The organism is Rhizobium sp. NFR12, assembly GCF_900108545.1.
Taxonomy (GTDB): Bacteria; Pseudomonadota; Alphaproteobacteria; order Rhizobiales; family Rhizobiaceae; genus Neorhizobium; species Neorhizobium soli.
The window spans coordinates 274,356-285,749 of record NZ_FNWM01000002.1 but is presented as its reverse complement, the minus strand read 5'-3'; the positions used below and the strand labels follow the sequence as shown (position 1 = coordinate 285,749).

Annotated in this window: 11 protein-coding genes; 3 read left to right on the top strand and 8 right to left on the bottom strand. The window is 61.5% G+C overall.

The genetic code is table 11. From position 1 onward, the window contains the following. Positions 1-74 precede the first annotated feature (74 nt). The 3 genes from BLW69_RS08655 to BLW69_RS08645 all read right to left on the bottom strand — a co-directional run bounded on the left by BLW69_RS08655 (position 75) and on the right by BLW69_RS08645 (position 2,258). Entirely contained in the window at positions 75-584 is a 510-nt protein-coding gene (locus BLW69_RS08655; RefSeq protein ID WP_175487258.1) for a plant virulence effector HPE1-like domain-containing protein, read from the bottom strand. Between the two features lie 105 nt (positions 585-689). Then, on the bottom strand, positions 690-1,961 hold the full coding sequence (gene purD, locus BLW69_RS08650) for a phosphoribosylamine--glycine ligase (RefSeq protein ID WP_092661428.1): 1,272 nt from the start codon (positions 1,959-1,961) through the stop codon (positions 690-692). A gap of 81 nt (positions 1,962-2,042) precedes the next feature. After that, a complete protein-coding gene (locus BLW69_RS08645) occupies positions 2,043-2,258 on the bottom strand; it encodes a hypothetical protein (protein WP_092661426.1) in 216 nt (71 codons plus the stop codon). 223 nt (positions 2,259-2,481) lie between these two features. On the opposite strand from BLW69_RS08645, the gene BLW69_RS08640 reads away from it, so the two are divergent. The 3 genes from BLW69_RS08640 to ubiA all read left to right on the top strand — a co-directional run bounded on the left by BLW69_RS08640 (position 2,482) and on the right by ubiA (position 7,281). Beyond that, positions 2,482-4,782, top strand: a complete 2,301-nt coding sequence (locus tag BLW69_RS08640) for a Tex family protein (RefSeq protein ID WP_092661424.1) — start codon at positions 2,482-2,484, stop codon at positions 4,780-4,782. 153 nt (positions 4,783-4,935) lie between these two features. Further along, entirely contained in the window at positions 4,936-6,192 is a 1,257-nt protein-coding gene (locus BLW69_RS08635) for an SAM-dependent methyltransferase (RefSeq protein WP_092661422.1), read from the top strand. A 129-nt stretch (positions 6,193-6,321) separates the two neighbouring features. Beyond that, the gene (ubiA, locus tag BLW69_RS08630; RefSeq protein WP_092662423.1) at positions 6,322-7,281 is read left to right on the top strand and encodes a 4-hydroxybenzoate octaprenyltransferase; all 960 of its coding nucleotides are present in this window, start codon (positions 6,322-6,324) and stop codon (positions 7,279-7,281) included. 70 nt (positions 7,282-7,351) lie between these two features. Here ubiA and BLW69_RS08625 read toward each other — a convergent pair whose 3' ends face one another. The 5 genes from BLW69_RS08625 to glyS all read right to left on the bottom strand — a co-directional run bounded on the left by BLW69_RS08625 (position 7,352) and on the right by glyS (position 11,394). Then, positions 7,352-7,918, bottom strand: a complete 567-nt coding sequence (locus BLW69_RS08625; protein ID WP_062579378.1) for a DUF6101 family protein — start codon at positions 7,916-7,918, stop codon at positions 7,352-7,354. Between the two features lie 176 nt (positions 7,919-8,094). Beyond that, a complete protein-coding gene (locus BLW69_RS08620) occupies positions 8,095-8,619 on the bottom strand; it encodes a 2-thiouracil desulfurase family protein (RefSeq protein WP_244508785.1) in 525 nt (174 codons plus the stop codon). A gap of 8 nt (positions 8,620-8,627) precedes the next feature. After that, positions 8,628-8,933, bottom strand: coding sequence for a type II toxin-antitoxin system RelE/ParE family toxin (locus BLW69_RS08615; protein WP_092661418.1), 306 nt, complete (start codon positions 8,931-8,933; stop codon positions 8,628-8,630). Then, positions 8,926-9,177 carry a type II toxin-antitoxin system ParD family antitoxin gene (locus BLW69_RS08610; RefSeq protein WP_092661416.1) on the bottom strand — a complete coding sequence of 84 codons (252 nt, stop codon included), beginning with the start codon at positions 9,175-9,177 and terminating at the stop codon, positions 8,926-8,928. Before BLW69_RS08610 ends, BLW69_RS08615 begins: the two co-directional genes overlap by 8 nt. Positions 9,178-9,237: 60 nt before the next feature. Next, positions 9,238-11,394 carry a glycine--tRNA ligase subunit beta gene (gene glyS / locus BLW69_RS08605; protein WP_092661415.1) on the bottom strand — a complete coding sequence of 719 codons (2,157 nt, stop codon included), beginning with the start codon at positions 11,392-11,394 and terminating at the stop codon, positions 9,238-9,240.

Sequence of the window (11,394 nt, the reverse complement as noted above, 5' to 3'; positions counted from 1 at the left end):
AACGCAGAAAAACGTATGGCCGCACAGTAACTGCGCGGCCTTTTATTGACTGGCTGCAATGACTTGCTGACTGTTTATTCAGCCCGTTTCAGCCTGAGGCTGAAGTCTTCGAAAGTGATCGGTTTCGCCGAGGCTTCCGCAACTTGAGGGGCTGGCGCAACAGCGCTCGTGGTGGCCTCCAGATCGATGCCATCGCGCGGCGGTGGCGCATTCTCGATCATCTCTTCGAACGAGGTGGAGGTCGGCGCCGGCACGTTCGCAATGGTTCTTCCGGCATCCATCCAGGCCGGGACTTTTCCGACGAAGACGACAGGCGATCCGCCGAACCATGCTTCGGTGCGGACAAGACGCTTTTCGCCGTTGATTTCGATGATCTCGGTCTTCTGTGTGCCGGGCTCGAGGACCGGAACCTTGTAGTTGGACAGATCGGGCTTTGCGGCCGGAGGCTCGCAGTCGCTGCAATGCCACGATACGATGCTCGAGGATTTCTGACTGCCATTGGTTGCGGTGACGGACGACGCCTGGGCGCCGCCGGCCAGCAGTGCTGCGGCTACCGTTGCTGCCGTGATCAGAACGCGATGCATCGCCGGACTCCCGAGTTTGGTCCGACAATCTATAGCAATGCTTCGTTTCCAACCCGTCAGGAGAATTGGTAAATTTTGAACGAAACCGCGGCTGCTGAACCGTCTCTAGCTGGTTTCGCGCTCGATGGCGCGCCAGCCGATGTCGCGACGGCAGAAGCCGTTTTCCCAGTCCACCGCGTCGACCAGCCGGTAGGCGTTTGCCTGGGCTTCCGCAACCGTTCTGCCTGTCGCGGTGACGTTGAGTACGCGGCCGCCGGTTGCGACCAGCGCGCCATCCTTCATCGCCGTGCCGGCATGGAAGATCTTCTCGCCCTCGCCTGCTGATGGCAGCGAGGCGATCGGCGTTCCCTTGTCATAGGCGGCCGGATAACCTTTCGAGGCCATGACGACGGTGAGCGCCACATCGTCGCTCCATTCCGCCTTTACCTCGTCGAGCGTGCCGGTGGCGGCGGCGTAAAGGATCTCCAGCAGATCGCTCTTCAGCCGCATCATCAGAACCTGGGTTTCCGGATCGCCAAAGCGGACATTGTATTCGATCAGTTCCGGCCCCTTGGCGGTGATCATCAGGCCTGCGAAGAACACGCCGGTGAACGGATAGCCGCTTTCCGCCATGCCGCGAATGGTCGGCTCGATGATCTCCTTCATCGTCCGCTCGACCATATCTTGCGTCATCACCGGGGCCGGCGAGTAGGCGCCCATGCCGCCGGTGTTGGGGCCGGTATCGCCATCGCCGACGCGCTTGTGATCCTGCGCGGTTGCCAATGCCAGCGCCGTCTTGCCGTCGGAGAGGCAGAAGAAGCTTGCTTCCTCGCCATCGAGATAGGCTTCGACCACGACCTCGGCACCGGCGGCCCCGAAGGCGCCATCGAAACAGTCGTCGATCGCCGCCAGCGCTTCTTCCACGGTCATGGCGACGGTGACGCCCTTGCCGGCCGCCAGACCATCGGCCTTGACGACGATCGGAGCGCCCTGCGCCTCGACATAGGCTTTGGCAGCAGTGCCGTCCGTAAAGCGCTGGTAGGCGCCGGTCGGGATATTGTAGCGGGCGCAGATATCCTTGGTGAAGCCCTTGGACCCTTCGAGCTGGGCGGCGGCGGCGGACGGGCCGAAGACGGCGATGCCCGCCTGCCGGATGCGATCGGCAATGCCGGCGACCAGCGGCGCTTCCGGGCCGACGACCACGAAATCGATGGCCTCGCTGCGGCAAAATGCAAGGACCGCCTCATGGTCGTCGACATCGAGCGCGACCAGTTCGGCATTTTCGGCCATGCCGGGATTGCCGGGAGCGGCAAAGAGTTTCGTCAGTTTCGGTGATTGGGCAAGCTTCCATGCCAGCGCATGTTCGCGACCGCCCGTGCCGATAAGAAGAACCTTCATCTGCCGCCCTCGATTTATCATCTGTGCTGGCGGTTAAGGCGAGGGACGGAAAAGGTCAAGTCTCGCCGGCAAAAGCGGCATTCAAGACGGCCGGTCCGGTTGCTGACGATAACTGTCGCTGCGCAATCTCAACGTTGCTTTGAATATCACTTTGTTACGAAAGGCCAGAAATGGGACAGGCTCGTTGCGCCGCGCCGCGTCCTGCAGTTTTTCGTCGAGATAGATGATCGCCGCCTCCAGTTCTTCGGAGCCAACGGCATCGTCGGACGCCAGTATATGGGCTATTTTGCTAGGCATTCATACCTCCTTACACGCCAAATCATGTGGCAGGAGCAACTATAGGATTCTGGCACAATGCGAGAAGGTGTCATCTCTTTTTCCACCGGTTCGCGGTTACCGACCGGTAAATGACGCCCCATTCCGAGACGACTGCCTGGGTAAGCTGTGAACCGTTCCGATGGTCGGTTGTCTTGCCGCAAAGTTTGACTATGGTCTCGCCTCCTATCCAACGAGGACTTGCATGGCCGTCGAAAACCGCCTTCTCGCCGCCGTGATCGCCGCGGAAATCAACGCCCGCCCGGACCAGGCCATTGCCGCAATCGGGCTCCTGGACGAGGGCGCAACCGTGCCCTTCATCGCGCGCTACCGAAAGGAAGTGACCGGCGGACTGGATGACACCCAGTTGCGCAACCTTGCCGAACGGCTGATCTATCTTCGCGAACTGGAAGCACGCCGCGCATCGATCGTCGATTCGATCAAAGGCCAGGACAAGCTGACCGACGAGCTTGCGGCCAAGATCGGCAAGGCGGTGACCAAGGCCGAACTCGAAGACCTTTATCTTCCCTTCAAGCCCAAACGCCGCACCCGCGCCGAAATCGCCCGCGAACGCGGTCTTGGTCCGCTGGCAGACGCGATCTGGGCCGACCGCACGCTCGACCCGGCCAAGCTTGCCGAGACGTTCGTTCAGGGTGAAGTGACCGACGTGAAGGTTGCGCTGGACGGCGCGCGCGATATCGTCGCCGAAGCATTCTCGGAAAATGCCGACCTGTTGAAGCGACTGCGCCAGCACATGCGCGACGGCGCCGTGCTCAAAGCCCGCGTGGTCGCCGGCAAGCAGGAGGCCGGCGCCAAGTTCTCCGACTATTTCGAGCATACGGAGCGCTGGGCCACCACGCCGGGACACCGTGCGCTTGCCATGCTGCGCGGCTGGAACGAGGAATTCCTGACGCTGACGATCGAGGTGGATGCAGACGACACCTCCCCGATCAAGCCGGCGCAGCGGATCATCGCGCTTGCTTTCCATATCAGCGACAAGGGTGCCGCCGACCGCTGGCTGATGGAGGTCGCCGGCTGGACGTGGCGGGTGAAGCTCTCCGTCTCCCTCTCGCTCGACCTGATGCGGGAAATGCGCGAACGCGCCGAGCAAGAGGCGATCCATGTGTTTGCCCGCAATCTGAAGGATCTGCTGCTGGCCGCTCCCGCCGGTTCGCGCGCGACGATGGGCCTTGATCCTGGCATCCGCACCGGCGTCAAGGTGGCGATCGTCGATGCCACCGGCAAGCTTCTCGAAACCACCACCGTCTACCCCTTCCCGCCCCGCAACGATGTGCGCGGCACCCAGGCGGAACTCGCAAGCCTGATCGCCAAACACAGAATAGAGCTCATCTCGATCGGCAACGGCACCGGCAGCCGCGAAACGGAAAAGCTGGTGGCCGACATGCTGGCCAACCTGCCGGGCAGCAAACCGACCAAGGTGATCGTGTCGGAGGCAGGCGCTTCGATCTATTCCGCATCGCAGGCGGCGGCTGACGAGTTTCCGGGTCTCGACGTGTCGCTGCGCGGCGCCGTGTCGATTGCCCGTAGGCTGCAGGATCCGCTGGCCGAACTGGTCAAGATCGAGCCGAAATCGATCGGTGTTGGCCAGTACCAGCACGATGTCGATCAGAACAAGCTGTCGCGTTCGCTCGAAGCCGTGGTCGAAGACGCGGTGAATGCCGTCGGCGTCGATCTCAACATGGCATCGGCACCGCTTCTGTCGCGCGTGTCGGGCCTCAGCAAATCGATTGCCGAGGCGATCGTTGCGCATCGCGACCAGAACGGTGCCTTTACCACGCGCCGGGAGCTCCTGAAGGTCGCAAGGCTCGGCAACCGCACGTTCGAACAGGCGGCCGGGTTCCTTCGCATTGTCAACGGCAAGGAACCGCTCGATGCGTCTTCCGTGCATCCGGAAGCCTATGGTGTCGCGAAGAAGATCGTTGCCGCCTGCGGCCGCGACCTGCGTTCCCTGATGGGTGACAGCGCAGCACTCAAATCTGTCGATCCGCGCCAGTTCATCGACGACACGTTCGGTCTGCCGACGATCAAGGACATTATCGCGGAACTGGAAAAGCCCGGTCGCGATCCGCGTCCGAGCTTCAAGACCGCGACCTTTGCGGACGGGATCGACGAGATCACCGACCTCAAGCCCGGCATGCAGCTGGAAGGCACCGTCACCAACGTGGCGGCGTTCGGCGCCTTCGTCGATATCGGCGTGCATCAGGACGGGCTGGTTCATGTCTCGCAGCTGGCGGACAAGTTCGTGAAAGACCCGCATGAGGTGGTGAAGGCCGGCGACGTGGTGAAGGTTCGCGTCGTCGAGGTGGATGTGAAGCGCAAGCGCATCGCGCTCAGCATGCGCAAGGACGGCGGCGACGCCCCACCTCCGGGCCCCCGCGGCGGTGATCGCGACAAGCCCGTCAATCCGAAGTTTGCAAAGACGGACAGCAAGCCATCTCAGGGCGCATTCGGTGCAGCGCTTGCCGAAGCTATGAAGCGCCGCTGAGCCTGCGACGCCCTGGATAACCTCGAAAGCACTCCGTTGAGCACTGGCTCGACGGAGCTACTTCCAGTTGTTTTTTTTGCGCTTGCAGTTGGATTGAAAGACGGTAGATTTTGATGATCAGCAAGGCATCCATCGTGTTCAGGAAGTGGGTCCATGACCTTGTCCCTTCACAGACTGCTTTCCAAGATCATCAGAAATGGCACTCTCATCGTCCGCGGCTCGGGCGGGGAAACCTATTACGGCAGCGGCGGCGGACGGACCGTTGCAATCCGCTTTACCGATGAAGCGGCTGAAAAGGCGCTGGTTTCCGACCCGCAACTGCAGCTCGGCGAACTCTATATGGACGGCCGGATCATCGTCGAACAGGGCGACATTTACGAGTTCCTGGCTCTCATCAAGGACAACACGCTGAAGGAAGGACTGACCTTCCAGATCCTTACGCGCAGCCTTGGCAGAATAATCGCATCGCAGTTTCGCAATCGTGTGCCGATCAACCACAACCGCCGCAACGTCGCCCACCATTACGACCTCGACGAACGGCTGTTCGCGTTGTTTCTGGACGAGGACTGGCAATATTCCTGCGCCTATTTCAACCCGCCCGATATTTCGCTGGATGAGGCCCAGATCGCCAAGAAGCGTCATATCGTGGCAAAGCTTCTGGCAGAACCCGGGCACAAAGCCCTGGAGATCGGCTCCGGATGGGGCGGCATGGCGATGTATCTGGCGGAATCGTCCGGCGTCGACGTAACCGGCATCACGCTTTCCACCGAACAGCTGAAGATTTCCAAAGAGCGTGCGGCACGACGCGGGCTTGCGGGCAGTGTGCGCTTCGAGCTGCAGGACTATTATCACCTTCCCGCCGACCAGCGCTACGACCGGATCGTCTCGGTGGGCATGTTCGAGCATGTGGGACGGCTAAACTACCGAAAGTTCTTCAACAAGGTCACCGACGTGCTGTCCGACGACGGCGTGATGGTGCTGCACTCGATCGGCCAGCCCTACCCGGCGGTCTATAACAATCCCTGGATGGACAAATACATCTTTCCGGGTGGCTACATTCCCTCGCTTTCAGAAGTTCTGCCGGCGATCGAGAAAGCGGGACTTCTGGTTTCCGACATCGAGATCCTGCCGATGCACTACGCTTATACGCTGCGGTACTGGCGCGAGCGCTTCATGGCGAACCGGGACAAGGCAATCGCGCTCTATGACGAACGCTTCGCGAGAATGTGGGAGTTCTATCTGGCCGCGTCGGAAATGGCCTTCACGCATGAGGCCTTTCACATTTTCCAGATCCAGATCGTCAAGAAGCGGACGGCCGTACCGGACAATCGCGACTATATCTATGAGCGGGAGGCCGAGCTCTACGCATTCGAACAGGGCCGCATACCGCTCGAGCAGATTGCAGGGTGAGGCTGGACGCGCTGAGCGGGGTCGATGGGGAAGATCATAGGCTGGAAGAGACGGCTCGCGGCGGGTCGCACCACCCTGTCCGGATCGTCCCGCTTGACGATTTCCACCACTGGGGGCATGACATCGGCCATGACCGAGAAACCAAATTCCGATGCTTTCGGCGGCCGCGTCTCAGACGCTCCATCCGACAATTTCGTCTATCAGGTTCTGCCGCGTGCGGCCTGGCCCTACGCGCAACTGGCGCGCTGGGACCGGCCGATCGGCTGGCAGCTGCTGATGTGGCCGTGTTTCTGGTCGGCAGCGCTTGCCGCCAATGCGGCGATGGACGAGGGCATGTTCCAGCCCTGGCAGCTGATCTCGCATCTGGTGCTGTTCTTCGTCGGCGCCGTGGCGATGCGCGGCGCCGGCTGCACCTATAACGATCTGGTCGATCACGAAATCGACAATGAGGTGGCGCGCACCCGCTCGCGGCCACTGCCCTCCGGCCGGGTGTCCCGCTTCGAGGCAAAGGTCTTTCTGGCGGTTCAGGCGCTGGTCGGCCTGATCGTGCTGTTGCAGTTCAATACGTTCTCCATCCTTCTCGGCATTGCGTCACTTCTGGTCGTCGCGATCTATCCGTTTGCCAAGCGGTTTACCGACTGGCCGCAGTTCTTTCTGGGACTGGCGTTTTCCTGGGGTGCGCTGATGGGCTGGGCCGGTGTTTTCGGCAGTCTCTCCTGGGCACCGATCTGGCTTTACGCGGCAGCCGTTGCCTGGACGATCGGTTACGACACGATCTATGCCCATCAGGACAAGGAGGACGACGCTCTGGTCGGCGTGCGCTCCACGGCAAGACTGTTCGGGGACAATACCAAGGCCTGGCTGATCGGGCTTTACGGTCTGACGCTTGTGTTTTTGCTGTTTGCCTATATCGCCGGCGACGCGGGCCTCTTTGCCTATGTCGGACTGATCGCCGCGACCGTCATGCTCGCCTGGCAGATCCTGATCATCGATATCGACAATCCCGACCAGTGTCTCAAACTGTTCAAGTTCAATACACAAGTCGGCGCCGTCCTGTTCGGCGGACTGATTTTGGGCCTCATATTGTAAACATGGAAAAGCCCGGCTGTTTGGCCGGGCTTCGCATTTTCGCGGGCGGTGGTTCTTAAGAGTACGTCTCTTAACGCCGCGCGATGATTTCCTTGCCTTCGATCTTCATGATAACACCGAGGCTGCCGGTTGCGCGGCGCACCAGGAAACGCGGGCGGCGCTCTGCGAAATAGGAATGGCGGCGGCGCGGCTTGGTCGTGGCGGTGCGAAGATCGCCGAGGTGGTTTTCCAGCGGACGGGCAATGCCATCGGCTTCGACCATCAGCATCGGAATGCGGAACGCATCCGACCAGCTGCGCCAGTCTGCAGCGATATCGCAGAGATCGTGGGCGACGAGAAGCGGGATGCAGAGATCCGGATCATCGTGATGCAGTTCAAGCGTGACAGTGACGTCGCCATCGCCATGATCGATGGCGCGGGCGGCCACACCCTTGAAGGCGCGGGCCGGGAGAGCGAAGGAAAGCGGCAGACCGCTTTCCGGCAGGATCTTGCGCAGAACAGCTCCGCGCTCGTCGATGGTGATTGTTACATCTCCTGACGTCTCGTTCATCGCATAGGTGACCTGCTGCGGAAAACGTGACGGATCGATCCTCAATGTCGACCCTGCCCAGACGGGCTTCAGAACGGTATTCGTCATCGGTTGTGCTACCCTTGTTTTACCTGAGAGCCGTTTCCGGTGTTTGCGGCTGCGTATCTCTGCGGGACTTATGTCCTCTGATAGGCTCACAATAAGCGGCTGCTGTTCGAGACTGCTTAAAAATCGCGGTTAAGGAAAACCTGCCGTTTTGAATGGTTAGCGAAACCAGATATGCTTTAAGTTTCCGAAGGATGAACGGGATGTCTCGCGTCCCCGATCGGGACGGATCCGACCCTCGCCGCGAGACGGTCGATCTCGATATGGGAAAACACCTCGATCCCTGCGGAGGCGAGCAGCGCTGCGGTGACGCCGTTGCCGGCGTGCTTTCTTCCGGAAAACGACCCGTCATAGATCAAGCCCGAACCGCAGGACGGGCTGCCGTCGATCAGCAGCGCATGGGTGCAACCGTTTTGGCTCGCAAAATCCAGCGCCCGGCGGGCACCGGCCACAAACTCCGCCGTCACGTCGCCGCCGGTGATTTCCAGCACGCGGGCGCGGCCGGCAAGCACGTCCTCGCCCGTCATGCCATTCTCGATCTCGGCTGGCGGACGCGGCACGCTCATGCCGCCCGCGAGCTCCGGACAGATCGTCACCAGACGCCCCTCCTCCCGCCACCGCTCGATCGCCGGATGAACGAGCGGCTTGCCCGTGCCATCGTAGCGGACGGCATGGCCGAGCAGGCAGGCGCTGATGAGAATCATGGGCCGCGTCATGCGGATGGATCGAGATGCCGGAGGGCGTCGCTCTTTTCGTGCAGGATGCGGATGATTTCGACCGATCCGTCCGGAACGACTGCGTAGAATACGAGGTGATGTCCGGCTCGGCGCCGGCGATAGGAATGGCGGATCCCAGACAGGTTCTGCCCCGACAGCGGATGCTCCGCTATCAGCTCGATCACGTCCATGATGTCATCGATATATCGTTCTGCCTGCTTGGCCGACCAGATGCTTCGGGTATATTTGCCGATATCGTGCAGGTCGACCTTAGCCGTTCTACGTATCCGGACATCAACCACGTTCTTGCCAGGACTTTTTTATCGATGCCATGAGCGCATCGCGATCGAAAACCTCAGCCGGACCGCTGTTTTCGCCCTCGATCAGAAGCGCGCGCAGCTTTCCATATTTGGCGAGGTCTTCCTCGAGCAGGCGCAAGCCGGCTTCGATGACGGCCTGGGGCGAGGCGAAACGGCCGCTTTCCACTTCGTTTTCGACGAAGTCTGCGAAGGGTTCGCCGAGGGTGATCTGCACGGGCTTGTTCATGGGCTTTGTCCTATCGGCTCCACGCTATGAAGATAGCACGGAGCCGATGGAGAACAAAGGTTAGGACACGATGCGGGAGAAGTCCGCAACGGTGGCTGTCGCCTCGCGGATCGCCTTCAGGAGAGCGAGGCGGTTGGCGCGGATCGCTGCATCCTCGTCATTGACGAGCACGTCCCCGAAGAACGTATCGACCGGAGCGCGCAGCTTCGACAGGGCTTCCATGGCCGAGCGGAAATCTTCCTTGGCAACCGCGTCCGACGCTTCCTTCGAGGCTTGCGAAATCGCTGCCCAGAGCGCCTTTTCGGCATCGAGCGTCAGGAGAGCTTCCGAAACGCCATCGGCAACGACGGTACCCTTCTTCTCCTCTGCGGCCAGCAGCTGGGTGGCGCGCTTGGTGCCGGCCAGAAGGTTCTTGCCGTCCTCGGAGGTGATGAAGGCCGTCAGCGCTTCGGCACGACGGGCCACCAGCAGCAGATCGTCCGCGTCCGGCGTCAGCACCGCATCGATGATGTCATGACGGGCGCCGAGATCGCGGAGATAGACTTTGAGGCGGTCGTGGAAGAAGGAGAGGAGATCTGAATCCTTGGTGACCGCAAGCAACGGCAACCGCACCTTCCGCTCCAGCAAAATCCGCACGACACCCAGCGCTGCACGGCGCAGCGCATAGGGGTCCTTGGAGCCGGTCGGCTTTTCGTCGATGGCCCAGAAGCCGACGAGCGTATCCAGCTTGTCGGCGAGTGCCAGCGTCAGGCCGACCTTGTCTTCCGGCAGGCGGTCGGAGGGGCCGTTCGGCTTCCAGTGGTCTTCGATGGCGGCGGCGACCGATGCATCCTCGCCCTGCAGCAGCGCATAGCGGCGGCCCATCAGGCCCTGGAGTTCCGGGAACTCGCCGACGGCTTCGGTGCGCAGATCCGCCTTGGCCAGCACGGCAGCACGATCGACCAGAACCGGATCGGCACCGGTGATCGGCGCCAGTTCCTTCGCCAGTGCGCGGATGCGGGTGACGCGTTCGCCCTGGCTGCCGAGCTTGGCGTGGAAGGTGACGTTGAGCGCATCGAGCTTGGCCATGCGCTGGTCGAGCGACTTCTTGAGATCGAGGCCGAATTTTTGGGCCGAGGCTTCCAACGTCGCGAGATCCGGCAGGTCGCCCTGGTCGCGGGTCCAGAAATGCCGAGCGTCGGAGAGGCGTGCGCGCACGACCTTGCCGTTGCCGTGGACGATTTCCTTGCCGCCATCCTTCGCCTCGATATTCGAGATGAGGATGAAGTGGTTGGACAGGCTGCCATCGTCAGTGCCCTGGCGACGGGTGACGAAGCATTTCTGGTTGGTCTTGATGGTAAGGCGGATGATCTCGGCCGGGATTTCCAGATAGTCTTCCTCGAACGTGCCGAGCAGGACATGCGGCCATTCCACGAGGCCGGAGACTTCCTCGAGCAGGCCTTCGTCCTCGACGAGGTCGAGACCGTTGGCAAACGCGATGTCGCGGGCATCGTGCAGGATCATGTCCTTGCGGCGGTCCGCATCGAGCATGACCTTCGCCTTTTCGAGGTTCGACACATAATCGTCGAAGCGGCGCACTGTGATGGCCTCAGGCGCGTGGAAGCGGTGGCCATAGGTGACGTTGCCGGCGGTGATGCCGTCGATCTGGAACGGGATGACCTTGGTTTCTTCATGCTCGGTGCCGAACATGCAGACGATCGACTGCAGCGGCCGCACCCAGCGCAGGCTTTCAGGCCCCTTGCCCTCGATGCCGGCAAAGCTCAAACCCTTCGGCATGGAGGCGGCACCCCAGCGCATGGATTTCGGCCAGGGGAAGGAGCGAATGATGCCGGGCATAACAGCTTCGATGATCTCTTCCGCCGCACGGCCGGACTTGGAGACGACGGCCACGTAGAAATCGCCCTTTTTCGGATCGCTGGCGACTTGGGCTTGCGCAATATCGGTGAGGCCGGCCTTGCGCAGGAAGCCGGCGATTGCCTGTTCCGGCGCCTTGGTGGATGGGCCCTTGATCTCCTCGCGCTGATCGGCCGAGCGAGCATTGAGGCCGCGGATATCCAGCGTGAGGCGCCGCGGCGTCCAGTATTCGCGAACGCCCTCATAGGTCAGGCCCGCATCCACCAGCGCATCGGTAACGAGCTTCCTCAGATCGCCGGCAGCCTTGCGCTGCATGCGGGCCGGAATTTCCTCGGAGCGGAGTTCTAGGAGCAGATCGGGCAT

Bases quoted from the DNA above. Each gene is read 5' to 3' on its own strand.
- BLW69_RS08640 (WP_092661424.1), top strand. From the start codon at position 2,482: ATGGCCGTCGAAAACCGCCTTCTCGCCGCCGTGATCGCCGCGGAAATC.
- BLW69_RS08645 (WP_092661426.1), bottom strand. From the start codon at position 2,258: ATGCCTAGCAAAATAGCCCATATACTGGCGTCCGACGATGCCGTTGGC.
- BLW69_RS08625 (WP_062579378.1), bottom strand. From the start codon at position 7,918: ATGACGAATACCGTTCTGAAGCCCGTCTGGGCAGGGTCGACATTGAGG.
- glyS (WP_092661415.1), bottom strand. From the start codon at position 11,394: ATGCCCGATCTGCTCCTAGAACTCCGCTCCGAGGAAATTCCGGCCCGC.
- BLW69_RS08655 (WP_175487258.1), bottom strand. From the start codon at position 584: ATGCATCGCGTTCTGATCACGGCAGCAACGGTAGCCGCAGCACTGCTG.
- BLW69_RS08620 (WP_244508785.1), bottom strand. From the start codon at position 8,619: ATGATTCTCATCAGCGCCTGCCTGCTCGGCCATGCCGTCCGCTACGAT.
- ubiA (WP_092662423.1), top strand. From the start codon at position 6,322: ATGACCGAGAAACCAAATTCCGATGCTTTCGGCGGCCGCGTCTCAGAC.
- BLW69_RS08610 (WP_092661416.1), bottom strand. From the start codon at position 9,177: ATGAACAAGCCCGTGCAGATCACCCTCGGCGAACCCTTCGCAGACTTC.
- BLW69_RS08635 (WP_092661422.1), top strand. From the start codon at position 4,936: ATGACCTTGTCCCTTCACAGACTGCTTTCCAAGATCATCAGAAATGGC.
- purD (WP_092661428.1), bottom strand. From the start codon at position 1,961: ATGAAGGTTCTTCTTATCGGCACGGGCGGTCGCGAACATGCGCTGGCA.